This is a genomic window from Bradyrhizobium sp. WSM1743, from assembly GCF_000473065.1.
Classification (GTDB): domain Bacteria; phylum Pseudomonadota; class Alphaproteobacteria; order Rhizobiales; family Xanthobacteraceae; genus Bradyrhizobium.
Genome location: NZ_AXAZ01000001.1, coordinates 1 through 22,965 on the forward strand (window position 1 = coordinate 1; position 22,965 = coordinate 22,965).

General features: G+C 64.7%; 25 protein-coding genes. 18 read left to right on the plus strand and 7 right to left on the minus strand.

Going from position 1 to position 22,965, the window contains the following annotated elements:
• The first annotated feature begins 800 nt into the window (after nt 1-800).
• The 4 genes from YU9_RS0100010 (at nt 801) to YU9_RS0100025 (ending at nt 3,554) form a co-directional block, all read left to right on the plus strand.
• On the plus strand, nt 801-1,418 hold the full coding sequence (locus tag YU9_RS0100010) for a TetR/AcrR family transcriptional regulator (protein ID WP_036016743.1): 618 nt from the start codon (nt 801-803) through the stop codon (nt 1,416-1,418).
• A 56-nt stretch (nt 1,419-1,474) separates the two neighbouring features.
• On the plus strand, nt 1,475-2,668 hold the full coding sequence (locus YU9_RS0100015; RefSeq protein ID WP_027570911.1) for an MFS transporter: 1,194 nt from the start codon (nt 1,475-1,477) through the stop codon (nt 2,666-2,668).
• Between the two features lie 139 nt (nt 2,669-2,807).
• On the plus strand, nt 2,808-3,227 hold the full coding sequence (locus YU9_RS0100020) for a DUF4118 domain-containing protein (protein ID WP_027570912.1): 420 nt from the start codon (nt 2,808-2,810) through the stop codon (nt 3,225-3,227).
• Between the two features lie 129 nt (nt 3,228-3,356).
• Nucleotides 3,357-3,554, plus strand: a complete 198-nt coding sequence (locus YU9_RS0100025) for a hypothetical protein (RefSeq protein ID WP_027570913.1) — start codon at nt 3,357-3,359, stop codon at nt 3,552-3,554.
• 237 nt (nt 3,555-3,791) lie between these two features.
• Here YU9_RS0100025 and YU9_RS0100035 read toward each other — a convergent pair whose 3' ends face one another.
• A complete protein-coding gene (locus YU9_RS0100035) occupies nt 3,792-4,769 on the minus strand; it encodes a LysR family transcriptional regulator (RefSeq protein ID WP_027570914.1) in 978 nt (325 codons plus the stop codon).
• Nucleotides 4,770-4,890: 121 nt separating this feature from the next.
• On the opposite strand from YU9_RS0100035, the gene YU9_RS0100040 reads away from it, so the two are divergent.
• The 10 genes from YU9_RS0100040 to YU9_RS0100085 all read left to right on the plus strand — a co-directional run bounded on the left by YU9_RS0100040 (nt 4,891) and on the right by YU9_RS0100085 (nt 16,132).
• Nucleotides 4,891-5,928 (plus strand): class 1 fructose-bisphosphatase, encoded by a 1,038-nt coding sequence (locus YU9_RS0100040; protein WP_027570915.1) that lies wholly within the window; start codon nt 4,891-4,893, stop codon nt 5,926-5,928.
• 12 nt (nt 5,929-5,940) lie between these two features.
• Nucleotides 5,941-6,816, plus strand: a complete 876-nt coding sequence (locus YU9_RS0100045) for a phosphoribulokinase (RefSeq protein WP_027570916.1) — start codon at nt 5,941-5,943, stop codon at nt 6,814-6,816.
• Between the two features lie 16 nt (nt 6,817-6,832).
• A complete protein-coding gene (gene tkt, locus YU9_RS0100050) occupies nt 6,833-8,851 on the plus strand; it encodes a transketolase (protein ID WP_027570917.1) in 2,019 nt (672 codons plus the stop codon).
• A gap of 12 nt (nt 8,852-8,863) precedes the next feature.
• Nucleotides 8,864-9,949 (plus strand): class II fructose-bisphosphate aldolase, encoded by a 1,086-nt coding sequence (fba, locus tag YU9_RS0100055; protein ID WP_027570918.1) that lies wholly within the window; start codon nt 8,864-8,866, stop codon nt 9,947-9,949.
• A 38-nt stretch (nt 9,950-9,987) separates the two neighbouring features.
• The gene (locus tag YU9_RS0100060; RefSeq protein WP_027570919.1) at nt 9,988-11,448 is read left to right on the plus strand and encodes a form I ribulose bisphosphate carboxylase large subunit; all 1,461 of its coding nucleotides are present in this window, start codon (nt 9,988-9,990) and stop codon (nt 11,446-11,448) included.
• Between the two features lie 11 nt (nt 11,449-11,459).
• Nucleotides 11,460-11,867: a ribulose bisphosphate carboxylase small subunit gene (locus YU9_RS0100065; RefSeq protein WP_027570920.1), complete on the plus strand. Its 408-nt coding sequence runs from the start codon at nt 11,460-11,462 to the stop codon at nt 11,865-11,867.
• A 98-nt stretch (nt 11,868-11,965) separates the two neighbouring features.
• A complete protein-coding gene (gene cbbX / locus YU9_RS0100070; RefSeq protein ID WP_027570921.1) occupies nt 11,966-12,898 on the plus strand; it encodes a CbbX protein in 933 nt (310 codons plus the stop codon).
• Nucleotides 12,895-13,632 (plus strand): ribulose-phosphate 3-epimerase, encoded by a 738-nt coding sequence (gene rpe, locus YU9_RS0100075; RefSeq protein ID WP_027570922.1) that lies wholly within the window; start codon nt 12,895-12,897, stop codon nt 13,630-13,632. Before cbbX ends, rpe begins: the two co-directional genes overlap by 4 nt.
• Nucleotides 13,633-13,902: 270 nt before the next feature.
• Nucleotides 13,903-15,747, plus strand: a complete 1,845-nt coding sequence (locus YU9_RS0100080; RefSeq protein WP_245266261.1) for a bifunctional diguanylate cyclase/phosphodiesterase — start codon at nt 13,903-13,905, stop codon at nt 15,745-15,747.
• 172 nt (nt 15,748-15,919) lie between these two features.
• A complete protein-coding gene (locus tag YU9_RS0100085; RefSeq protein WP_027570924.1) occupies nt 15,920-16,132 on the plus strand; it encodes a hypothetical protein in 213 nt (70 codons plus the stop codon).
• A 20-nt stretch (nt 16,133-16,152) separates the two neighbouring features.
• Here YU9_RS0100085 and YU9_RS0100090 read toward each other — a convergent pair whose 3' ends face one another.
• On the minus strand, nt 16,153-16,989 hold the full coding sequence (locus tag YU9_RS0100090) for a universal stress protein (RefSeq protein WP_027570925.1): 837 nt from the start codon (nt 16,987-16,989) through the stop codon (nt 16,153-16,155).
• A 211-nt stretch (nt 16,990-17,200) separates the two neighbouring features.
• Here YU9_RS0100090 and YU9_RS0100095 point away from each other — a divergent pair, with 211 nt between their 5' ends.
• Both YU9_RS0100095 and YU9_RS0100100 read left to right on the plus strand, forming a co-directional pair.
• Nucleotides 17,201-18,742, plus strand: coding sequence for a Do family serine endopeptidase (locus tag YU9_RS0100095; RefSeq protein ID WP_027570926.1), 1,542 nt, complete (start codon nt 17,201-17,203; stop codon nt 18,740-18,742).
• Between the two features lie 284 nt (nt 18,743-19,026).
• On the plus strand, nt 19,027-19,389 hold the full coding sequence (locus YU9_RS0100100; protein WP_027570927.1) for a hypothetical protein: 363 nt from the start codon (nt 19,027-19,029) through the stop codon (nt 19,387-19,389).
• Nucleotides 19,390-19,395: 6 nt separating this feature from the next.
• On the opposite strand, the gene YU9_RS0100105 is transcribed toward YU9_RS0100100, so the two are convergent.
• Together YU9_RS0100105 and YU9_RS0100110 are read right to left on the minus strand one after the other, a co-directional pair.
• Nucleotides 19,396-19,692: a DUF6496 domain-containing protein gene (locus YU9_RS0100105; RefSeq protein ID WP_027570928.1), complete on the minus strand. Its 297-nt coding sequence runs from the start codon at nt 19,690-19,692 to the stop codon at nt 19,396-19,398.
• Nucleotides 19,693-19,779: 87 nt separating this feature from the next.
• Nucleotides 19,780-19,974 (minus strand): DUF3072 domain-containing protein, encoded by a 195-nt coding sequence (locus YU9_RS0100110; protein ID WP_027570929.1) that lies wholly within the window; start codon nt 19,972-19,974, stop codon nt 19,780-19,782.
• Between the two features lie 115 nt (nt 19,975-20,089).
• Between YU9_RS0100110 and YU9_RS0100115 the strand changes: the two genes are divergently transcribed.
• The gene (locus tag YU9_RS0100115) at nt 20,090-20,311 is read left to right on the plus strand and encodes a hypothetical protein (protein WP_027570930.1); all 222 of its coding nucleotides are present in this window, start codon (nt 20,090-20,092) and stop codon (nt 20,309-20,311) included.
• A gap of 202 nt (nt 20,312-20,513) precedes the next feature.
• Here the strand turns inward: YU9_RS0100115 and YU9_RS0100120 are convergent, their stop codons facing one another.
• Nucleotides 20,514-20,756 (minus strand): hypothetical protein, encoded by a 243-nt coding sequence (locus YU9_RS0100120; protein WP_027570931.1) that lies wholly within the window; start codon nt 20,754-20,756, stop codon nt 20,514-20,516.
• Nucleotides 20,757-20,850: 94 nt separating this feature from the next.
• Complete coding sequence (locus tag YU9_RS0100125; RefSeq protein WP_027570932.1) at nt 20,851-21,108, minus strand: hypothetical protein; 258 nt, start codon at nt 21,106-21,108, stop codon at nt 20,851-20,853.
• A 35-nt stretch (nt 21,109-21,143) separates the two neighbouring features.
• Here YU9_RS0100125 and YU9_RS0100130 point away from each other — a divergent pair, with 35 nt between their 5' ends.
• Nucleotides 21,144-21,470: a hypothetical protein gene (locus tag YU9_RS0100130; protein WP_245266262.1), complete on the plus strand. Its 327-nt coding sequence runs from the start codon at nt 21,144-21,146 to the stop codon at nt 21,468-21,470.
• On the opposite strand, the gene YU9_RS0100135 is transcribed toward YU9_RS0100130, so the two are convergent.
• On the minus strand, nt 21,467-22,954 hold the full coding sequence (locus tag YU9_RS0100135; RefSeq protein ID WP_027570934.1) for an HWE histidine kinase domain-containing protein: 1,488 nt from the start codon (nt 22,952-22,954) through the stop codon (nt 21,467-21,469). The two genes, YU9_RS0100130 and YU9_RS0100135, sit on opposite strands and share 4 nt — an antisense overlap.
• Between the last annotated feature and the right edge of the window lie 11 nt (nt 22,955-22,965).

Sequence of the window (22,965 nt, forward strand, 5' to 3'; positions counted from 1 at the left end):
CAAGCGACTGAAGAGTCTGATTGGTCTCAAGACGCCACCTGGAACCGATCCGCGCTCCGCCAAGCCCTACTTGCTGGCACACCTCTTGATCATCCTGCTGCTCGAGCCGCTTGCCCGCGACTTCGAGGACTCTCCCCGCTGGATGCAGGCCGCCTGACGGCACCTGGCGCTTGGCGTGTTTTGCAACAACTCGTTGCATCCTTGCTACAAGCGATCATTCCACAACCAACCATCCGTTGCTTCCGCCGCAGAAAGCGAGCGCTTGGGCGGCACCTGCGCGAGCCTCCTCGAAACCGTCCGTATCAATCGATGCTCGCGCTACCTTAACGCCTATGCGGCCTTCCCTGCGCCCTCTTGGATATGAGGGCGGCGAGATCAAGCAAAGCTCGGGTGAAATCAGCCGCGAGGCTGCGAAGGCATGTCTGCGAGTTGAAATGCACGTTGCAGAGTTGCAGTGCCGCCCCTTGCTCCGTCATTGCGAGCGCAGCGAAGCAATCCAGAATCCCACCGCGAAAAGACTCTGGGTTGCTTCGCTGCGCTCGCAATGACGAGGAGGAGAGTGCGTGCGGCAATCTGCGCGCTCGTGCCCCGGACGCAGCGCAGCGCTCCTTCAGCGGTGCGCTGCAGAGCCGGGGCCCATCTCACCGCGTCTTCCCGTGTTGCCCTGGGTCCCGGCTCTGCGCCGCAACGCTTCACGCGTTGCAGCTGGTCCGGGACACCGAAAGGGCGACGTCGTCATCGACCACCCAATCACAACCACGTGTCTTTATTCGGAAACGTCCATTCCCTATTATCCCGCAATGCAAAAGACCGCCCGCCGATCTCAGTCTGCCCGTCCGCCCGGCCGTCCCCGAGAATTCGACATGGACACCGCGCTCGACAGGGCCGTGCGGGTGTTTCGCGAGCGCGGTTATCATGCCACCTCGATCGGGGACCTCACCGCGGCGATGCGGCTTGCTACGGGAAGCATCTACAAGGCGTTTCGCGACAAGCACGCGGTGTTTCTCGCCGCCTTCGAGCGTTACACGGCGCTGCGCCAGGAGCAGACCCGTAGCGCGGCGGCACGGGGCGCAACCGGCCGCGAGCGAATCCGTCACGTGTTGCTGTCCTATGTCGAGCATTCCCAGGGCAGCGAAGGGCGGCGCGGCTGCCTCGTGGTCGGCAGCGCGGTCGAGCTGTCCGCGCTCGATCCGGTCGTTGGCGCCCGCGTCAATGCGCAGCTCAAGAGCAACGAAAGCGTCATCGCCGGCCTCATTCGCGAAGGCCAGGCCGATGGTTCGATTCCCCGCCATGTCGCGGCCGACCACACCGCGCGATTGATGATCTGCATCACGCAAGGCCTGCGCGTCGTCGGCAAGGCCCGCCTGCCGCTCGACGGCGAGCGCCTCGTCGCCGTTGCGATGAAGCTGCTCGCCTGAATTTGTTGTCATAATAGGGAATGGTCATTCCCTATATCTATCTGGAGTCCATGCGAATGACGATGAATGCCACGATCGAGACCGCGCCCTCGCCGGATGCGGTGTCGCAGCGCCTGACCTTCGTGCTTGCCGCGGCCTGTGGCATGGTCGCCGCCAATATCTACTACGCCCAGCCGCTGATCGCCCCGATCAGCGCCGCACTCGGCCTGTCGCATGCAGCGGCGGGACTGATCGTGACCATGACGCAGATCGGCTACGGCACCGGGCTGCTGCTGATCGTGCCGCTCGGCGATCTCGTCGAGAACCGCGCCCTGATCTGCTCGGTGATCACGCTTGGCGCTGCGGCGCTGCTCGCCGCCGCGTTCGCGGCCCACGCGCTGCCGTTCCTGATCGCCGCGCTGTTCATCGGGCTCGGCTCGGTCGCGGTGCAGATCATCATTCCCTATGCGGCGCATCTGGCGCCGGAGGCCATCCGCGGCCGCGTCGTCGGCAACGTCTCGACCGGCCTGATGCTCGGCATCATGCTGGCGCGTCCGGTGTCGAGCTTCGTCACAGCCGTGCTGTCGTGGCACGCGGTGTTCTTCTGCTCCGCCGCGCTGATGATCGTGCTCACGGCCGTGCTCTGGATGACGCTGCCGAAGCGCAAGCCGGTCGCGCGCATGCACTACGGCACGCTGCTGCTGTCGATGCCGCATCTGGTGCGGGCTACGCCGCTGCTGCGGCGCCGCGCGCTCTACCAGGCGAGCCTGTTCGGCGCATTCACTCTGTTCTGGACGGTGGCGCCGCTCCAGCTCGCCGGCGAATTCGGCTTCTCCCAGCGCGGCATCGCGCTGTTTGCGCTGGCCGGCGTCGCCGGCGTGTTCGCCGCACCGATCGCTGGACGCCTCGCCGACCGCGGCCATAGCCGCATCGCGACGCTGGTCGCGATGCTGCTCGCGGCCGCCGGCTTCCTCGTGACCCTTATCGGCGCGCCCGGCTCGATGCTGAATCTCGCCTGTCTGGTGGTGGCCGCAATCGGCATCGATATCGGTGTCCAGGGCAACGTCGTGCTCGGTTTCCGCGCCATCTTCGCACTCGGGCACGAGCACCGCAGCCGCCTTAACGGCCTCTACATGGCGACATTCTTTGCCGCCGGCGCGGCCGGCTCTGCGGTCGGAGCCTTCGCCTTCGCGCAAGGCGGCTGGGCGCTCGCATCGGCCATTGGCCTCACTCTGCCCGTCGCGGGCCTGCTCTATGCGGCGACCGAATAGCCCGCCGGCGTGGCCGGAATGATGCGATGTGGCCCGTTTACCAACCCCGCGAGGATGCAATTTCCGTCTCGCGATCCCGGCGCCGCTGTAGTACTTTGGTTGCAAACGCACCTGGTTAACGGGCGGCAGGGGGAGGCTGATGAGACGTGCGGGGCTGTTTGGCGTACCGCGGGTACGGCCATGGTCGTGGCAGGCGTTTCTGCTCGGGCTGGTCGTGGTCGCAATATCGGCCGTGCTTCAGGGCTTCTGCGTCGCGCTTGGCGTGAAGCTCTATTTCGTGGCGTTCCTGCCCGGCCTGTTCGTGCTTGCGCTTGTTGCAGGCGCACCGGCGGCGGCATTCGCCGCGCTGCTCACCATTCCGCTGGTGTGGTGGGCGTTCATACCACCCTTATTCCAGTTCACCCCGCTGACCAGCGCGAATGCCGACTCGATCAACCTGTTCTGCCTCCTGGCCGTGCTCCTCATTGGCCTTGCCGATCTCTGCCGCGAGACGATGACGATCATCAGAAGCGGCGGCCTGAAGCCTTCGGGCGAGAGCGCGGCAACGAATCCGCAATAGATCGCGCCGCGCGCGTTGCGCTCGCGCAACAGTCCGGCAACCATCCGCGAACTTGCCGCGCGCCGCTAACTTTTCGAAAAAGATTTGGCCGCAGTTTCTCCCGCGGGAATGACGAGGGAGTTTTCGGACATGAACGGTCACGCCATCTTGGAGAACGTGCGCCGCTACCGCGGCATCGCATCGCTCTATCGCCAGACCGCTGCGTTCCGCCCGGGCCAGAGCTGGTCGCTGCTGGAGCAGGCGAGGGATTGGGAAGCGCGGGCGCTGTCGGAGCTGGAAGCCTATTTCGCGACGCGCACGGACTGCACCGCCCCGCTCGCGGCCTGATCGTTAACGATCGGCTTGGCCGTGAACCGGCTCGCCGAAGGCGCGATCGCCCACGGGGCAATTACGGAGTTGTCTCCGCATGCTTCTGTGCTAGCAACGGGCCGATCGAGATATTCTTCACGTCGGCCGGGGCACGCGATGACCACCTTCAACCGCATCTTCACGACGGAGCGTCTGCTCCAGATCATCGTGGTGCTGGCGGCGACCGTTGCCATGAAGCTGATGAGCTGAGGCCGGCTACTGCCCGCCGAGTTCGGGCACATCGGGCAGATAATTCGATCCTTCCGAGCCCAGGAAATCGAACATCGCTTGCGCGGGCGGCAGCAGCACCTTGTCGCTGCGGCGGATCACGTACCATTGCCGGACGATCGGCAGGCCCGCGACGTCCAGCACGACCAGCCGGCCCTCGGCGAGCTCATGTGCCACGGTGTGGGCCGAGATGAAGGCGATGCCGAGCCCGGCGATGACCGCCTGCTTGATGGTCTCGTTGCTGCTCATCTCCATGCCGATGATCGGCTCGAGGTCCGACTTCTGGAACATGCCCTCCATCAGCGTCCGCGTGCCCGAGCCGGGCTCACGGGTGAGGAAGGTCTCGTGCACGAGGTCGGTCAGGTTGAGGCCGGAATCCTTCTCCAGCCAGTGGCCCTTGCGCGCGACGATGACGTGCGGATTGCGTCCGAGCTGCCGGACGTCGACGCTGACGTCGGCCGGCGGCCGACCCATCACCGCGAAATCGAGGTCGTAGCCGTGCATGGCCTCACGGATCTCCTCGCGATTGCCGATGGTCAGCTTGATCTCGATCTTGGGAAAGCGCTTGGAGAACGCCGCGATCGCGTGCGGCACGAAATATTTGGCGGTCGAGACGGCGCCGAGCTGCACCGTGCCGCCGGTCCGCCCCGCAAGCAGGTCGAGCGCGCCCTGGCAATCCATGATCGCAGCCTCGACCCGCTCGGCCAGCGCCAGCACCTCCTTGCCCGCTTCGGTCAGCAGCATGCCGTCGCCGGTCCGCTGCACCAGGGGCAGGCCGGCAAGATCCTGAAGCTGCCGAAGCTGCTGGGTCACGGCCGGCTGCGTCAGCCCGAGATGGCTGGACGCCGCCGTCACGCTGCCCTTGGCCGACAGTGCCGCGAGCGAGCGCAGCTGCCGGATCGTCAGATGCCGGAGCTGGGCCGCCGCATGGCCAGGACCATTATAAGAAAATTCTTTGAGGCTCATTATGAATAGAAATTTTCCTTATTAAGTCGCTCCTGTCAATCTCCTGATGCCGGGACAGACCGCACCGACCTCCAGCGGGGAGAGAAACGGGGTGCGGCGCCGGCAAAGGGGATGGACGCAGATGACCGGGCAACTCAGGCTGGACGACCACCTTCAACGGTATTCAGAGACCGCTCCTCACGCGCTCGCGGTGGCAGGTGCCGTCGATGTCATCGCAGCGGCCGCGATCGAGATCGCCGATCTCATCGCCTCCGGCGACCTCGCCGACGCCTCCGGTCTGACGACGGGCCGCAACAGCGACGGCGATGTCCAGCGTGACCTCGATGTGCAGGCCGACGCGATCCTGCGCCGCTGCCTCGGGCGGCTGCCGATCGCGGCGCTGGCGTCGGAAGAAATGCGCGAGGCCCAGATCGTCGACCGCCAGGGGCGCATCTGCGTTGCGATCGATCCGCTCGACGGCTCCTCCAACATCGACATCAACATGACCGTCGGCACGATCTTCTCGATCCTGCCGGCACCTGATGATCTCTCACTGGCCTTCCACCAGCGCGGCTCGGTGCAGCTCGCAGCCGGCTTCGTCACCTACGGGCCGCAGACCTCGCTGGTGCTGACCCTCGGCGACGGCGTCGACATCTTCACGCTCGACCGCAAGTCCGGCTGCTTCCGCCTCGCGCGCAGCAGCGTGCAGATCTCCGAGGCCTGCGAGGAGTTCGCGATCAACGCATCGAACCGCCGGCACTGGGACCCGCCGGTGCGCGCCTTCATCGATGAATGCCTCGCTGGTGTCGAGGGGCCCGCGAACCACGACTTCAACATGCGCTGGATCGGCTCGCTGGTCGCGGAGGCCTATCGCATCCTCACCCGTGGCGGCGTGTTCCTCTATCCTTCCGACGCGCGGCCCGGCTATGGCGACGGCCGCCTGCGCCTCACCTACGAGGCGCATCCGATGGCGATGATCATCGAGCAGGCTGGCGGCTCGGCCTCGACCGGGCGCGAGCGCATCCTCGATCTATCGGCTCAGAGCCTGCACCAGCGCGCGCCGCTGATCATGGGCTCGAGCAACGAGGTGCGGCGGGTCGAGGAACTGCATTGCGATCCGCTGCTGATCGCGAGCGTCTCCGCACCGCTATTCGCGCGGCGCGGATTCTTCCGGCTCTGAGCGAGGCGTCCCATGTCCAGGAAGCATCCCATCATCTCCATCACCGGCTCCTCCGGCGCCGGCACCACCTCGGTCAAGAAGACCTTCGAGCAGATTTTTTTCCGCGAGAAGGTCAATGCCGTCTACATCGAGGGCGACGCCTTCCATCGCTATGACCGCGCCGAGATGCGCGCGCAGATGGCGAAGGAAGCCGAGCGCGGCAACAAGCACTTCAGCCATTTCAGCCCCGAGACCAATTTGTTCGAGGAGCTGGAGCGCGCCTTCCGCGACTACGGCGAGACCGGCACCGCGGTGACGCGGCACTACGTCCACGACGCCGAGGAATCCGCGCTGCATGGCGCAGCGCCCGGCACCTTCACCGACTGGAAGCAGCTGCCGGAGAACTCCGACCTGCTGTTCTACGAGGGCCTGCACGGTGCCGTGGTCACGGACAAGGTGAATGTCGCGCGCTATGCCGACCTCAAGATCGGCGTCGTGCCCGTCATCAATCTCGAATGGATCCAGAAGCTGCACCGCGACCGCAGCGCGCGCGGCTATTCGACCGAGGCCGTCACCGACACCATCCTGCGGCGGATGCCCGACTACATCCACTACATCTGCCCGCAATTCACCGAGACCGACATCAACTTCCAGCGCGTGCCGACGGTGGACACCTCCAATCCGTTCATCGCGCGCTGGATCCCGACGCCGGACGAATCGATGGTCGTGATCCGCTTCAAGAACCCGCGCGGCATCGACTTCCCCTACCTGCTGTCGATGCTGCCGCAGAGCTGGATGTCTCGCGCGAACTCGATCGTGTGCCCCGGCGCGAAGCTCGACCTCGCGATGCAGCTGATCCTGACGCCGCTGATCATGCAGCTGATCGAGCGTAAGCGCAGCTTGAAGTGAACAGGGAGAGAATCCGATGAACATCTCCGTCCACGCTGAAGCCGACCTCACGGCAGTCACGCACAACGATCTCGCCAACGCCGTGCGCTTCCTCGCGGTCGACGCCATCGAGGCATCGCAGTCCGGCCATCCCGGCCTGCCCATGGGCATGGCCGATGTCGCGACCGTGCTGTTCTCGCGCTTCCTGAAGTTCGACTCCGCGCACCCCAACTGGCCGGACCGCGACCGCTTTGTGCTGTCGGCGGGCCATGGGTCGATGCTGCTCTACGCGCTGCTCCATCTCACCGGCGGCGACGTCAGCCTCGACGATATCAAGGCCTTCCGCCAATGGGGCTCGAAGACGCCGGGGCATCCCGAATATGGTCACACGGCTGGCGTCGAGACCACGACGGGCCCATTGGGGCAGGGGATCGCGACCGCTGTCGGCATGGCGCTTGCCGAGCGCATGGCCAATGCGCGGCATGGCGATGGGCTCGTCGATCACTTCATCTATGTCATCGCGGGCGACGGCTGCCTGATGGAAGGCATCAGCCAGGAGGCGATCTCGCTTGCCGGCCATCTCGGGCTCGGCCGGCTGATCGTGCTGTTCGATGACAACGGCATCTCCATCGACGGTCCGACCTCACTTGCAACGTCGGACGACCAGCTCGCGCGTTTCGCTGCCTCCGGCTGGTCGGTGCGCCGCGTCGATGGACATGATCCCGAGGCCGTTGCACAGGCGATTGCCGAGGAGCGGGCGACCGCAAAGCCATCGCTGATCGCCTGCCGCACTATTATCGGCTATGGCGCGCCTGATAGACAGGGCACCGAGAAGGCGCATGGCGCGCCGCTCGGCACCGAGCAGACGGCCGCGGCGCGCCGAGCGCTCGGCTGGGACTATCAGCCCTTCGTGGTGCCGATTCCGATCCAGAAGGCGTGGCGGATGATCGGGCAGCGCGGGCAGGTCGATCGCCTCGCCTGGCTCGATCGCTACGAAGGCGCGACGCCAGAGCAGCGCGATCTGTTCGTCGAGGGCAAGGCCGTGACTCTGCCGGCCGCCTATGCGCTGGCCGCGGCGAAATTGCGCGAACGCTTTGCCAGCGAGCGGCCGAAGCTTGCGACGCGGCAGGCCTCGCAACAGGTGCTCGATGCCATCGCCGGAACGATTCCCGGCCTGGTCGGCGGCTCCGCGGACCTGACGCATTCGAACCTGACGCATGCCAAGGCGCAGGCTCCAGTCAAGAGCGGTGCGTTCGCCGGCGACTACATCCATTACGGCATTCGCGAGCACGGCATGGCCGCGGCGATGAACGGTCTCGCGCTGCATGGCGGCTTCATCCCGTATGGCGGCACGTTCCTCGCGTTCTCAGACTACAGCCGGCCCGCCATCCGCCTTGCGGCCCTGATGCGGCTGCGCGTGATCCATGTGATGACGCACGACTCCATCGGCCTCGGCGAGGACGGCCCGACGCACCAGCCGGTGGAGCATCTCGCGGCGCTGCGGGTCATTCCCAACCTGCTCGTGTTCCGGCCGGCTGACGCGGTGGAGACGCTGGAGGCCTGGGACTACGCCCTCGATTCCGAGAACCGTCCGTCCGTATTGTGCCTGTCGCGTCAGGCGCTGCCGACCTTCCGCAGCGATGCCCGCGGCAGAAACCGCGTCGCACGCGGGGCCTATCTCGTCGTCTCGCCCGATGGCGGCCGTGACGTGACGCTCATCGCGACCGGCTCGGAAGTCTCGATTGCGCTGGAAGCCGCGCGCCTGCTCGCGACCGAGCACATTCGTGCGGCCGTCGTCTCCGCACCCTGCTTCGCGCTGTTCGAGGAGCAGCCGGACGATTATCGCGCCACAGTGCTCGGCAGTGCGCCGCGCGTCGGGATCGAGGCGGCCGTGCAGGGCGACTGGCCGCGCTGGATCGGGCTGGACGGTGAATTCGTCGGCATGCGCGGCTTCGGGGCCTCGGCGCCGGCGCCGGTGCTGTACCGCGAATTCGGCATCACGCCGCAGAGCATTGCGGAAGCCGCCCGCCGGGCGATTGCGCGCAAGAGTCAATAAGGAGGACGTCCCGTGGCCCGTATCACACTTCGCCAACTGCTCGATCACGCCGCCAGCCACGGCTATGCCGTGCCGGCATTCAACATCAACAACATGGAGCAGGGCATCGCGATCATGCAGGCGGCGGCCGAGGTCGACGCACCCGTGATCATCCAGGCCTCACGCGGCGCGCGCAGCTATGCCGGCGATCTCATGCTCTCGCACATGATCGATGCGTTGGAGCGGACCTATCCGGACATTCCGCTCTGCATGCATCAGGACCACGGCAATGACGAAGCGACCTGTGCCTCGGCCATCGCCCACGGCTTCACCTCGGTCATGATGGACGGCTCGCTCAAAGCTGATGCCAAGACCGCGGCCGACTATGACTACAACGTCGCGATCACCCGCCGCGTCGTCGATCTCGCGCACTGGGTCGGTGCTTCCGTCGAAGGCGAGCTCGGCGTGCTCGGCTCGCTCGAGCACGGCGGTGGCGAGCAGGAGGATGGTCACGGCGTAGAGGGCAAGGTCGGCCACGACCAGCTGTTGACCGATCCGGACCAGGCCGTCGATTTCGTCCGCGCGACGAAGGTCGATGCCCTGGCGATCGCGATGGGGACCTCGCACGGCGCCTACAAGTTCAGCCGCAAGCCCGATGGTGACATCCTGGCGATGCGGGTGGTCGAGGAGATCCACCGCCGGCTGCCGAATACGCATCTCGTCATGCACGGCTCCTCCTCGGTGCCGCAGCCGCTCCAGGACATGTTCAACCAGTTCGGCGGCGAGATGCCGCAGACCTGGGGCGTGCCGGTCGAGGAGATCGTGCGCGGCATCAAGAGTGGCGTGCGCAAGGTCAATATCGACACCGACTGTCGCCTCGCGATGACCGCCGTGTTCCGCAAGGTGGCGGCCCAGGCGCGCTCTGAGTTCGACCCGCGCAAGTTCCTCAAGCCGGCGATGGACGCGATGCGCGAGCTGTGCCGGGAGCGGTTCGAGCAGTTCGGCACCGCGGGCCATGCGAGCAGAATCAAGGTGGTCCCGATGAGCGAGATGGCGCGGCGCTATCGCGCCGGCGAGCTCGATCCACGCATCGATGCCCGCGAGTCCGTGGCGGCCTAGTCAATCAGAGAGAGCAGAGAAAAGAGCAGGAGAGAGACATGAACGCACATGCAGGCACGGTCCGCGGCAAAGAGCGCTATCGCTCCGGCGTGATGGAATATAAGCGCATGGGCTATTGGGAGCCCGATTACACACCAAAGGACACCGACGTCATCGCGCTGTTCCGCGTTACGCCGCAGGAGGGCGTCGATCCGATCGAGGCGTCGGCCGCTGTTGCCGGCGAATCCTCGACCGCGACCTGGACGGTGGTGTGGACCGATCGCCTGACCGCAGCCGAGAAATATCGCGCCAAATGCTACCGCGTCGATCCGGTGCCGGGCTCACCGGGCTCCTACTTCGCCTACATCGCCTATGACCTCGACCTGTTCGAGCCGGGCTCGATCGCCAACCTCTCGGCCTCAATCATCGGCAACGTGTTCGGCTTCAAGCCGCTCAAGGCGCTGCGCCTCGAGGACATGCGCTTTCCTGTCGCTTATGTGAAGACATTCCAGGGGCCGGCGACAGGCATCGTGGTCGAGCGCGAGCGGCTCGACAAGTTCGGCCGGCCGCTGCTGGGCGCGACGGTGAAGCCGAAGCTGGGTCTGTCCGGCCGCAACTACGGCCGCGTGGTCTACGAGGCGCTGAAGGGCGGGCTCGACTTCACCAAGGATGACGAGAACATCAACTCGCAGCCCTTCATGCACTGGCGTGATCGCTTTCTCTACTGCATGGAGGCGGTGAACCGCGCGCAGGCCGCCTCCGGCGAAGTGAAGGGCACCTACCTGAACGTCACCGCGGGCACGATGGAGGACATGTACGAGCGCGCGGAGTTCGCCAAGGAGCTCGGATCGTGCATCGTCATGATCGACCTCGTGATCGGCTACACCGCGATCCAGTCCATGGCCAAATGGGCGCGCCGCAACGACATGATCCTGCATCTGCATCGCGCCGGTCACTCGACCTATACGCGGCAGAAGAGCCATGGCGTGTCGTTCCGCGTCATCGCGAAATGGATGCGCCTTGCCGGTGTCGACCACATCCATGCCGGCACGGTGGTCGGCAAGCTCGAAGGCGATCCCAACACCACCCGCGGCTACTACGATGTCTGCCGCGAGGACTTCAATCCGACCAAGCTCGAACATGGCCTGTTCTTCGACCAGTCCTGGGCGAGCCTCAACAAGATGATGCCGGTCGCCTCCGGCGGCATCCATGCCGGCCAGATGCACCAGTTGCTGGATCTGTTAGGTGAGGATGTCGTGCTGCAGTTCGGCGGCGGCACCATCGGCCATCCCATGGGCATTGCGGCTGGCGCGACCGCCAATCGCGTGGCGCTGGAAGCGATGATCCTCGCCCGCAATGAGGGCCGCGACTATGTCCACGAAGGGCCGGAGATCCTCGCCAAGGCGGCCCAGACCTGCACGCCGCTGAAGGCCGCGCTCGAGGTCTGGAAGGATGTCACCTTCAACTATCAATCCACCGACACGCCGGACTTCGTGCCGACGGCGCTGGAAACCGTCTGAGGAGATTTGAGATGAAACTGACTCAGGGCTGCTTCTCGTTCCTGCCCGATCTGACCGACGAGCAGATCACCAAGCAGGTGCAGTATTGCCTCGCCAAGGGCTGGGCGGTGAACATCGAATTCACCGACGATCCGCATCCCCGCAATACCTATTGGGAGATGTGGGGCCTGCCGATGTTCGATCTCCAGGATGCCGCCGGCGTGATGATGGAGCTCGCCGAGTGCCGCAGGGTCTATGGCGACCGCTACATCCGCATCAGCGGCTTCGATTCCAGCCACGGTTGGGAGTCGGTGCGAATCTCCTTCCTCGTCAACCGGCCGCCGCAGGAAGCGGAATTCGAGCTGGTGCGGCAGGAGGTGGGTGGTCGCGCAATCCGCTACACCACGGTACGAAAGCCGGCCGCGCACGCTTCCGCTTAAGTCATCCGCTTCCGCGCGGAGCTCTCCCTGCTCCGCATCCTTGGCGGACCACTGCTTCGCCGCTCCCCCGCGGCGAAGCCCTTTTCTTCGAGGTGCCGATGCTCGATGTGCCCCACGCAACCACGACCGAACACAGCGAGACCCAATTCGATCTCCGCAAGGAGGCTGAAGCGGCCGGGATCACCGATACGCTGCAACAGCTCGATCAGGAGCTGATCGGGCTCAAGCCGGTGAAGAACCGTGTGCGCCAGATCGCCTCACTGCTGTTGATCGAACGTATCCGGCAGCGTGCCGGCCTCGCCTCCGCGCCGCCCACGCTGCACATGTCGTTCACTGGCAATCCCGGCACCGGCAAGACGACTGTCGCGCTGCGCATGGCAAAAATCCTGCACGGCCTCGGCTTCGTTCGGCGGGGGCAGGTGATCTCGGTGACGCGCGACGATCTCGTCGGCCAGTATATCGGTCACACCGCGCCGAAGACCAAGGAGATCCTGAAGAAGGCGATGGGCGGCGTGCTGTTCATCGATGAGGCCTATTACCTGCATCGTCCCGACAACGAGCGCGACTACGGTCAGGAGGCGATCGAGATCCTGCTCCAGGTCATGGAGAACCAGCGCGAGGACCTCGTCGTGATCCTCGCCGGCTACGGCGAGCGGATGACGAGCTTCTTCGCCTCAAACCCCGGCTTCCGCTCGCGCATCGCCCATCACATCGAATTCCCTGATTATGCAGAGGCAGAGCTCCTCGTCATTGCCGAGCTGATGCTGAAGGAGCGCGGTTATCGCTTCTCGGCAGCGGCACGGGAGGCGTTCGAGAAATACATCGCGCTGCGGCGGACCCAGCCGTTCTTCTCCAATGCGCGCTCGATCCGCAACGCCGTCGATCGCATCCGACTGCGACAGGCCGATCGGCTGGTGTCCGATCTCGACCGCATGCTTGACGTCGCCGACCTCGAAACGGTCGATCCCGCGGATGTCCTGGCGAGTCGGGTCTTCAGCGGCGGCGCCGACACGCGGAGTGCAAAGCCATGACCAAGGAGATCCTCATCGCTCCCTCGATCCTGGCCGCGGATTTCGCACGTCTCGGCGAGGAGATCGCAGCCATCGATGCGGCCGGCGCGGATTGGATCCATTGCGACGTCATGGATGGACATTTCGTCCCGAACATCAGTTTCGGCGCCGATGTGATCAAGGCGATCCGGCCGCTGAGCAAGAAGATATTCGACGTGCATCTCATGATCGCGCCGGTCGATTCGTATCTCGAGGCGTTCGCAAAGGCAGGCGCTGACGTCATCACGGTCCACGCCGAAGCGGGACCGCATCTCGACCGCTCGCTCCAGGCGATCCGCGCGCTCGGCAAGAAAGCCGGCGTCAGCCTCTGCCCCTCGACACCGGAAAGCGCGATCGAATATGTGCTCGATCGCCTCGATCTCGTGCTGGTGATGACGGTCAATCCGGGCTTCGGTGGCCAGGCCTTCCTCGAATCCCAGCTCGAAAAAATCCGGCGCATTCGAAGCATGATCGGCGACCGGCCGATCCGCCTCGAGGTCGATGGCGGCATCACGCGCGACAATGCCGCTGCCGTTGCCGAAGCGGGCGCCGATACGCTGGTGGCTGGGTCCGCGGTGTTTCGTGGCAAGGATGGCACGGATTACACCACCAACATTGCGGCCATCCGCCTCGCCGCCGAGACGGCGCGGGTTGCAGGATTGCACGATATTTCCGCGCAACCGGCACGGGCCAGGGAGACTGCGCGTATCCGGTAGATTACGGATAACGCGCGGCCTTAGCGCCGCTCTGCTGCCGGTTGTCCCAAAGAGTGCCACATCTCTCCGGGCTTTTGCGGGGATAGCGCGCAAACCCGTCGAGTCCCTTCAGGCCGGGGTAACCAACCCGGCCGAGCCGGAGGTTGGATTAACGCTCGCGCAATGCTAGTCTTTCAATCTCTGGTTTAGAAACGCACGAGAGCACGGGGATTCGGATTGAAGGAATTTGCAAACATGCTGCCTCAATGCGACGTGAACAATGACGTGAGCATGCATCGCTTGTTCGCCGAGCAGCTTCGTTGCGAGACCGACGCGACAGGGCAGGTCGATTTGAGCAAACTGTGCGGGCTCGTCAGTGCGGCTTACGAGACCTGCGACCGTCCGTTCGTGACGAATGGGCGCGCACAGACGCGTGACCGGGCCGAAGAAGACCTGCTGCGAACCCGCGAGTTTCTGGACACCATCATCGAGAACATCCCGATCGCCATCTTCGCGAAATGCGCGACGAGTTCGCGCTACATCCTGCTCAACCGAGCCGGCGAAGACTATTACGGCATGCCGCGCGAACAGATGCTGGGCCGAACACCCGAGGAGATTTTCTCGGCCGACGTCGCCCGCGTGGTCAATGAGCAGGATCGACGCGTCGTTGCCAGCGGCACGCCGATGTTCCTCGAGGAGCATCTGCTCGAAGTGGGCGTCAAAGGTCGCGATCGCGTCGTCAATTCACGAAAAATGCTGATCACAGATGGCGACGGGGATCCGCAATATCTGGTTGGCGTGATCGAGGATGTCACGGAGCGCGTCACCAGCCGGCAGCGCATCAGCCATCTCGCGCATCATGATGTGCTCACCGATCTGCCGAACCGCAGCGCCTTCAACGCGGCGCTCGGCGAACGGTTGGAGCGGGCGCAGGAGGCGGCGACCAGTTTTGCCGTGCTGAGCCTCGATCTCGACCGCTTCAAGGAGGTCAACGACGTGTTCGGTCACCCCGTCGGCGACATGCTGATGCGAGCGGCGGCTGACCGACTTGCCACAGAAGCCGAAGGCGCCTTCGTAGCCCGCATCGGCGGCGACGAGTTCATGATCCTGATGCCCGATAACACACGCCGTGAGGACGTTCTGGCGCTGGCTGAACGCCTGGTCGAGACGACCGGCAAGGAGCTGGAGGTCGACGACTATCTCTCCCACGTAGGCCTCAGCGTCGGCATCGCGTTCTATCCCGACGACGGCACGAACGCCGCGAAGCTGCTCGCCAATGCAGACTCAGCCCTCTATCGTGCCAAGCGCGAGGGCAGGGGCCGGGTTCGCTGCTTCGAATCCGAGATGGATCAGGAGCTGCGCGACCGCAGGCTGTTGCAGCACGATCTGCGCCAGGCGCTGGAGCAGAACCAGCTCCTCGTTTACTTCCAGCCGCAGGCGCGGGTGGATGGTGAGGTCATCGGCTTCGAGGCGCTGCTGCGCTGGAATCACCCGACGCGGGGCTTCGTGCCACCGGACCAGTTCATTCCGCTCGCCGAGGAGAACGGGCTGATCGTCCAGATCGGCGAGTGGATCTTGCGCGAAGCGTGCCGGGAGGCGGCATCCTGGCCGCGGCCGCTGCAAGTCGCCGTCAATCTGTCGCCGGTCCAGTTCCAGGCCGGCGATCTCGAGCGGTCGATCCACCAAATCCTGCTGGAGACGGGGCTTGCGCCGACGCGGCTCGAGGTCGAGATCACCGAAGGCGTGCTGATCGGCGATTTCACCCGTGCGCTCAATCTGCTGCGGCGGCTGAAGGCCCTCGGCATCCGTGTTGCGATGGACGATTTCGGCACCGGCTATTCCTCGTTGTCCTATCTGCAGTCGTTCCCGTTCGACAAGATCAAGATCGATCGCAGCTTCATTTCCAATCTCGAGGCGACGCCGCAATCGGCCGAGATTGTCCGCGCGGTCCTGAGCCTCGCGCATGCCCTGAATATTCCAGTCATTGCCGAAGGGGTGGAGACGGAAGCGCAGCGGACCTTCCTGGCGCGCGAGGCTTGCGAGGAGATGCAGGGCTATCTCGTCGGCCGGCCTGACCTGATCGAACGCTATCTCGACCTGGTCGGCGTGACCGTGGAGCGCCGCCTCTACGCCTAGCGCCTGGCGGGTTCCGGGCGTCCTTTGGCACTATTTGGAGCTTTGGCCTGAATACGCATGTTCCAAGAACGAGCCGAGTTCAGATGCGGGGGCGCAGCAAATCTTTTGCACAACCGCCATCGACCTGACGTAAATCAGGGCAATAACCCATAGCAATGCGAGGGAGGGTCTCATGGAGAACGTACGTCGCTACCGCGCGCTGGCGTCCCTCTGTCGTCAGCAGGCGGCCTACCGGCCGCTCCAGAACTGGGAACTCCTCGGCCAGGCCGAACATTTCGAGCATCTCGCCGAAATCGAACTGAAGGCGCATTTCGACGCCTGCAATGTGCAACGCGACAAGGACGCCGCCGCGCCCGCGACCTGGGAAACTCCCGTCGCGGCCTGATGGCGCCAATCCGGCACGGCTCAATGCGACATCAGCGTCGGGACCGTCATGGCTTCCAGCATGGCGCGGGTGACGCCGCCGAGAACGCGTTCCTGCAACCGCGAATGGCCGTAGCCGCCCATCACCAGGAGGTCGAGACCCTCGTCCGCCGCCAGCGACAGGATGGTCGGTTGAATGTCGGCGCGTGTTGCTGACAGGGCGACCGTGCGGGCCGACAGTCCGCGCCGGCGGAGATGTTTTGCCAAACTGCTCGCTGAAGCTTCGCCGGAGGCGGCGTCGGTCTCGTTGATGGTAATGATCACGATCTCGGCGGCGCGCGCCAGGAACGGTGCTGCGTCGCGGACAGCGCGGGCAGCGAGGCGGCTGCCGTCCCAGCAGATGCCGATCCGGTTCGCCTTGAGGGCTCCACGGAAGGTGTAGGGCAGGAACAGCACCGGGCCGCCCGCCTGGAACAGGATCTCGCGTGGCATGTCGTTGTCGAACGAGCCTTGCGTCGGATCAGGCTGGAGCACGACGCTGAGGTCGTGCAGTCGCGCCATCTCACCGAGCGAGCCGGCTGCATCCGCCGGGATCGCGCCGAGTGCGTGGCAGGCGTAGGAGATGCCGGCGTTCGCCGCTTCGCTCTTGAACACCGCGAGCGCGGCCTCGGCCCGCTCCACGGCGCGCTCGCGTTCCAGTTCGAACACGGCCGCCACCGCCGCGCCGCCCTCCATCACGTAAGCTGCACTGGTTGCGACATAGCCGACCGCAACCGCGTCGAGATGCGCGTTGAAGTTCGCCGCGAGCGAGATCGAGCCTTCGATCGCCGAACGCATGGGACGTTCGGTGGGAATGTGGACGAGAATGTCTTTGTACATGGCGCGCCTCCAGTGGACATCATCCGATGATTGCAGTTTTTCACTGCGCGAAGCACCCGTGTTGAGCTGCGTCAAACGGCCAGCGACCATTTGCGTGCTGCGCCCGCTCACCCATCCTTTGCCGAGATTTAATCGGGTGGACGGGACGCCGTAAGGTAGCAACGACCATGTTGAGGACAAGGCGACACCAGCTCAACATGGACATTTCGACATGAACGATCACGTCAATTTCCACACTACCACATCTCGCAAGATCTTGAGGCCGCGCCGGCTCGCGCTGCTCGGCACCGTGGCCGCGCTGGGCGTGGCCGCCCTGTCAATTGCGCCAGGCTCTTCGCCGTTCGGGATGAACTCCTTCATTGCGCCGGCTCAGGCTGCGGAGGCCGTCGCAACGCCGCCGGGCTTCGGCGATCTGGTCAGCAAGGTCAAACCCGCGGTGATCTCGGTGCGGGTCAAAATCGACCAGGACAATGACAAGAGCGCGATGCTGCAGCAGAACCGGATGGATTCGGACGAGGACACGCCGTTCGACCAGTTCTCACGACAGTTCGGCTTCCGTTTCCCGGGCGGCGCGAACGGCATGCCGCGCCAGCGTCATCAGATGATCACGGGCGAAGGCTCCGGCTTCTTCATTTCCGCGGACGGCTATGCCGTGACCAACAACCATGTCGTCGACCACGCCGAGTCCGTGCAGGTGACGATGGATGACGGCACGACCTACACCGCGAAGGTCGTCGGCACCGATCCCAAGACCGATCTGGCGCTGATCAAGGTCGATGGCAGGAAGGACTTTCCGTTCGTCAAATTCTCCGACCAGAAGCCGCGCATCGGCGACTGGGTGGTCGCGGTCGGTAATCCCTTCGGTCTTGGCGGCACTGTGACCGCCGGCATCGTCTCGGCTAGCGGCCGGGATATCGGCAATGGTCCCTATGACGACTTCATCCAGATCGATGCGCCCATCAACAAGGGCAATTCCGGCGGCCCGGCTTTCGACATGAATGGCAACGTCATCGGCGTGAACACTGCGATCTTCTCGCCCTCGGGCGGCTCAGTCGGCATCGGCTTCGATATTCCGGCCTCGACCGCCAAGCTCGTCGTCGCGCAATTGAAGGACAAGGGCGCGGTCACCCGGGGCTGGCTCGGCGTCCAGGTGCAGCCCGTGACGTCGGATATCGCCGACAGCCTCGGCCTCAAGGAGGCGCGCGGCGCGATCGTCGACAATCCGCAAGCCGGCAGCCCGGCGGCGAAGGCCGGCATCGAGGCGGGTGACGTCATCACCGCGGTCAACGGCACCACGATCAAGGACTCCCGCGATCTCGCCCGCACCATCGCCACCTTGGCGCCGGGCACGTCGGTGAGGCTCGATGTCTTCCGCAAGGGAGACAGCAAAACGGTGACCCTGGCGCTCGGTGAGCTGCCGAACGAACAGCAGGCCCAGGCCAAGGCCTATGACGGCAAGGTGCAGCCGGGCGCCAGCACGCCGCGCCTCGGGCTTGCTCTGGCTCCGGCCGGCGAGGTGCAGGGCGCCGGCCAGAAGGGCCTTGTCGTCACCGAGGTTGACCCGGGAGGGCCCGCGGCGCAGCGCGGCATCCAGACCGGCGACGTCATCCTCAATGTCGATGGCAAGGCCGTTGGCAATGTCGGCGAGGTGCGTTCGGAGCTGGCGCAGGCCAAATCGTCGGGCAAGCGCAGCGTTCTGTTGCAGGTCAGAAGCGCCGATGCCACCCGCTTCGTCGCGGTGCCGCTCGCGTAAGGCGAAGCTCGACCGTACAAGTCCAGAAAGGCGGCCCCCGGGCCGCCTTTCGCATAGGCAATCAAGCTCGCCAAGGCCCGATAACGTTCTCGTTAACGCCAGGGATGGATGACCCGGTGCGTCCGAAAAAGCCGTGTTCGCTGGTCACAGTTCCGGGGTGCCCCTGCGCTCTGCGGCAACGTGGCCGCCGAGTCGAGTTGCAAGCGTGGAACTTCGAACCTTCCCGGCGCTTTGTGGAACTGGCCGGTGGTTCACATTTGAGTTCACATTTGATCGGTGCCGACATGGATCGATTGAAGCTCTCGCTGAGGAGTGCGCTGCTCCTGGCGCCATTGGTGCTCTGGCACGGAAACGCGCTCGGGCGCGACGACGGCCGCTACGCCGACTCGCCCCTGAAGCCATGGTTCGACAGCCTGCGCAGCCATCTGGGTCCGTGCTGCTCGGATGCGGATGGTTTCGCCGTTGCCGATCCCGACTGGGAGTCGCACAACGGGCGTTACCGCGTACGTCTCGATGGACAGTGGATCGAGGTGCCGGACGAAGCCGTCATCACCGAGCCGAACCGGGCCGGCCGCACCATGGTGTGGCCGGTGAAGACTGCGTTCGGGATTTCGATCCGCTGCTTCATGCCGGGAAGCATGATCTGAGACTGGTCAGCGTGAGCGCTTGCTGGATTTGCGCTTCGACGACTTCTTCGATGACGACTTCTTCGACGACGTCCGGGACGTCTTCTTGGCGCTTTTGCGCTTCGAAGCCTTCTTCGGGACCTTCTTGCCCTTCTTGCGTGCCTTCGACAGTCCGATCGCGATCGCCTGCTTACGGCTCTTCACGCGGCCGCCTCGTCCTCCTCGGCCGCTCTTCGCGGTGCCCTTCTTGTAGCGCCGCATCTCGCTTTCGACATCGCTGCCGGAGCTGCGTGAGTAGCGGCGTTTCTTTGCCTTGCGTGCCATGCATGTTCTCCCTTGGCCGAAGAAAAACCATCCGGCACGGCCATGGTTCCGGGAGCGCGGATGCAAGTTCCAAACGCGCGAACCAGCCTAGAAGGAATTCGCCAGCTCGATCTCCGCTTCCAGCGCCTGGATGCGCCGTGCGGCCTCGCTGAAGGACAGATCCCGTGCATATTGGGCGGGTTGATAGGCCTCTTCGCTCAGCCGTTTCAGCCTGAGGCCCTGCGCTCGCGTCATCTGCTCGCTCAGAGAAACCCTGGCATCGTATTTACCCTGAATCTGCATGTCGCTCCTCCGTCCTGAAATCGTGACTTGACTATAAGTTCTTATTTTGTTCTAACAAGCCATGGACAACAGAATTAATGAAATTCGACGTAAAATCAGAGCCTTGAGGCTTGAGATGGCCGACGTCGAGGCGTCGGTGCGCGACCTCGTCGAGCGCGACTGCGACTGCACAGAAAGGGCTCTGGCGCAGATGGATCTGCGCCGGAAAATCAACCTCCTGATCGGCGAATGGAAGGCGGCTGGTGGCAGCGACGTTCTGCCTGATGTCCGCGACCGGGTGCGCGTTCGTCCCGTGAAGACGGTCGGCAATCCCGTACGCGCGATCGGGCGCCGCTGAGATATTTGGAAGCGCGCGGCGGAGAAAGAGCCGGACCCATACCGGATCTTGCAACTGCGCGCCGCACCGGGATCGCGGTTGACTGTGCGTCCAACGCGAGTGCCGGAAGCTCGTGGATGGCGGGTGCTGACAGCTTGGAGCGTCGAGCCCCAGGGGCAAGGGCCCCGCAATGGCGGAGCCCTCCATGGATTCCAGGGAGCGCCTATTTGGTGTTGGTCATGCCGCCTTTGTTCGTCATGGTGCCGCCCTGATCGGAGCCGGGACCAGAGCCGCCTTGGCCGGAAGGATCGGCGCCCTTGGAAGACTTGGTATTGGCGCCGGTGGTCTGCGACGATGACATCGAGGATCCATGCTTGGCCTTATGCGTCTTGGCCTGGGCGGCGAACGGCGCGGCGGCTAGGCCGGTTGCCAACATCACGGCGAGAGCGAGCTTGGTCGTCTTCATGCAGGAAACTCCCTGAGTTAAATTGACGCAGGCAGCCAACCGCCATTCGCCGCAGGAGTTCCCAACAGAGCACCTCCCGTGCGTCACGCATGCTTCAAGATTGCTTGTCCTCTGCGAAGATGAACACGACGCCGGTGAGCGTCGCGCCGATCGCGAACGTCGTCACCAAGGTGAGGACGAAGCCCGCAACGGCTTGGCTTCCGCCGTTATTGAGCAGGTTGGCCACGGCCGGATTGGACAGGACGAGCGCGAGGCTGAAGGTGAGGCCGAGGGCCGCGCCCATCATTGCATGCGTCATCAGCTTGATAAGGCCGCTGGCAGAGATCAGCTCAGACGACTTCTTGGTGCGCATGGGACTGCATCCCGAACTGGCATGCAAACGCACACGTGATTTCCTGGTTCCATGCGATTGAAGGAATTGTTACCGCCCGCTTCATCCGACGTTCATGCCGGGCCTGCGAGGATGAGCGCCACGAAAACGGGAATATCGATATGGGCAAGGTAGTCTTTCTTTACCGCTCGCTGGCCTATCGCAATGCGGCCGCCGACATCCTGCGCAAAGCGCGCAAGCTCCCGCGTGGCGCGGAGCGGAGCGCGGCTCGCCGCTATGCCAGGGCGCTGCGCGATCTCGCCCGAACGGAGGCTTGGCTCGAAGGACGCGTCGCGCGCGAACCGCGGATGGCCCGGCGCATGACGAGCGCAGTGTCCGGTTAACCGGAGGCGCGCTGCAATTCGGCGGAGCCGGCGGTGTCGAACTTGCCGGGTGCTGTCGTCGCCGTCTTGCGTGTCAACGGCACCTCCAGCCGGCACAACAGGCCCTCGGCGCGCCAATCGAACTGCGCCTGTCCGCCAAGCTGGGACTCGATGCTCGCAAGCAGGCTCCGCGTGCCGAAGCCGCGCGACTTCGGTGTCATGACCAGCGGACCGCCGGATTCCTTCCAACTCAGCGTGAGCAGCTCGTTCTCGACTTGCCAATCGATGGCGAGCCGCCCCGATCGAGTCGAGAGCGCGCCATACTTTGCCGAGTTGGTGAAGAGCTCGTGCAGTGCGAGCGCCAGCGTCTGGGCCGTCGCCGGCAGCAACTGAACTTCGGGACCTGCCAATCTGATCTGGTCGCCGAGCGAATAGGGCGCAAGCTCCTCGTCGATCAGCCTGGAGAGCTCGGCGCCCTGCCAGCTCGACAGCGACAGGATGGTGTGCACGCGCGCCAGCGCATTGATGCGTCCCTCGACGGCGTTGACATAGGCCTTGACCTCGTCGGCCCGCGTGAGGCGCACGATCGACTGCGCCAGCGCCAGCGCATTCTTGGCGCGATGATCGACTTCCCGCGCCAGGAGATTCTGCCGCTCCTCGGCGCGCTTGCGCTCGGTGATATCGACGGTGACGCCGCTGACGCGCACCACGCGCCCACTCTCGTCGACCGTCGCGGCCGCTGTGCCGACGCACCAGCGCACCTCGCCGTCGGGCCGCACGATGCGGAACTCCGTCTCATAGGCGCGTGTGCCCTTGTTGAATTCGGCGATCGCCTTGCGCAGCTGATCGACGTCATCGGGGTGCAGCAGCGCCTGAACGTTGGCCGGATTGACCTCGAAGCTCGCCGGGCTGACGCCGAAGATGCGGTATTGTCCCTCGTCCCACATCCAATCGCCGCTGATCCAGTCCCAGTCCCAGGACCCCATCTTGCCGGCGGCGATCGCCATGCTGCGCCGCTGCTCGCTCTCGCGCAGCTTCGCGGTGGAGCTCTCCAGCTCCGCAGTGCGTGCGCGGACGCGGTCCTCGAGCTCGTGGTTCAGCCGTTCGAGCTCGCGCGTCTTGCGGTAGAGCTCGGCAAACACCTTGATCTTGGCGCGCAGCACTTCCGGCACGACCGGTACCGGGACGTAATCGACCGCGCCCATCTCGTAGCCGCGCAACCGGTCGATGTCGCTGACCTGGATGGCCGAGATGAAGATCATCGCTGTCTTCTGGAAGCGCGGATGCTCGCGGATCATCGCGGCGAGCTCGAAACCATCGAGCTCGGGCATGCAGACATCGACCAGGATCACCGCGATCTCGGTCTTGAGTAGCACCTCCAGCGCCTCGCGCCCCGAGGAGGCGATCACGAGGTTCTCGCCGAGATCCTTCAGAATCACCTCATAGGCGAGCAGCTTGGCGGGCTGGTCGTCGACGAGGAGGATATTGACCTTTTCGTGGTCCATTCGCGGATCCC

Coding starts and splice junctions, on each gene's coding strand:
- YU9_RS0100010 (WP_036016743.1), top strand. CDS start 801: ATGCAAAAGACCGCCCGCCGATCTCAGTCTGCCCGTCCGCCCGGCCGT.
- YU9_RS0100015 (WP_027570911.1), top strand. CDS start 1,475: ATGACGATGAATGCCACGATCGAGACCGCGCCCTCGCCGGATGCGGTG.
- YU9_RS0100020 (WP_027570912.1), top strand. CDS start 2,808: ATGAGACGTGCGGGGCTGTTTGGCGTACCGCGGGTACGGCCATGGTCG.
- YU9_RS0100025 (WP_027570913.1), top strand. CDS start 3,357: ATGAACGGTCACGCCATCTTGGAGAACGTGCGCCGCTACCGCGGCATC.
- YU9_RS0100035 (WP_027570914.1), bottom strand. CDS start 4,769: ATGAGCCTCAAAGAATTTTCTTATAATGGTCCTGGCCATGCGGCGGCC.
- YU9_RS0100040 (WP_027570915.1), top strand. CDS start 4,891: ATGACCGGGCAACTCAGGCTGGACGACCACCTTCAACGGTATTCAGAG.
- YU9_RS0100045 (WP_027570916.1), top strand. CDS start 5,941: ATGTCCAGGAAGCATCCCATCATCTCCATCACCGGCTCCTCCGGCGCC.
- tkt (WP_027570917.1), top strand. CDS start 6,833: ATGAACATCTCCGTCCACGCTGAAGCCGACCTCACGGCAGTCACGCAC.
- YU9_RS0100060 (WP_027570919.1), top strand. CDS start 9,988: ATGAACGCACATGCAGGCACGGTCCGCGGCAAAGAGCGCTATCGCTCC.
- YU9_RS0100065 (WP_027570920.1), top strand. CDS start 11,460: ATGAAACTGACTCAGGGCTGCTTCTCGTTCCTGCCCGATCTGACCGAC.
- cbbX (WP_027570921.1), top strand. CDS start 11,966: ATGCTCGATGTGCCCCACGCAACCACGACCGAACACAGCGAGACCCAA.
- rpe (WP_027570922.1), top strand. CDS start 12,895: ATGACCAAGGAGATCCTCATCGCTCCCTCGATCCTGGCCGCGGATTTC.
- YU9_RS0100080 (WP_245266261.1), top strand. CDS start 13,903: ATGCATCGCTTGTTCGCCGAGCAGCTTCGTTGCGAGACCGACGCGACA.
- YU9_RS0100085 (WP_027570924.1), top strand. CDS start 15,920: ATGGAGAACGTACGTCGCTACCGCGCGCTGGCGTCCCTCTGTCGTCAG.
- YU9_RS0100090 (WP_027570925.1), bottom strand. CDS start 16,989: ATGTACAAAGACATTCTCGTCCACATTCCCACCGAACGTCCCATGCGT.
- YU9_RS0100095 (WP_027570926.1), top strand. CDS start 17,201: ATGAACGATCACGTCAATTTCCACACTACCACATCTCGCAAGATCTTG.
- YU9_RS0100100 (WP_027570927.1), top strand. CDS start 19,027: ATGGATCGATTGAAGCTCTCGCTGAGGAGTGCGCTGCTCCTGGCGCCA.
- YU9_RS0100105 (WP_027570928.1), bottom strand. CDS start 19,692: ATGGCACGCAAGGCAAAGAAACGCCGCTACTCACGCAGCTCCGGCAGC.
- YU9_RS0100110 (WP_027570929.1), bottom strand. CDS start 19,974: ATGCAGATTCAGGGTAAATACGATGCCAGGGTTTCTCTGAGCGAGCAG.
- YU9_RS0100115 (WP_027570930.1), top strand. CDS start 20,090: ATGGCCGACGTCGAGGCGTCGGTGCGCGACCTCGTCGAGCGCGACTGC.
- YU9_RS0100120 (WP_027570931.1), bottom strand. CDS start 20,756: ATGAAGACGACCAAGCTCGCTCTCGCCGTGATGTTGGCAACCGGCCTA.
- YU9_RS0100125 (WP_027570932.1), bottom strand. CDS start 21,108: ATGCGCACCAAGAAGTCGTCTGAGCTGATCTCTGCCAGCGGCCTTATC.
- YU9_RS0100135 (WP_027570934.1), bottom strand. CDS start 22,954: ATGGACCACGAAAAGGTCAATATCCTCCTCGTCGACGACCAGCCCGCC.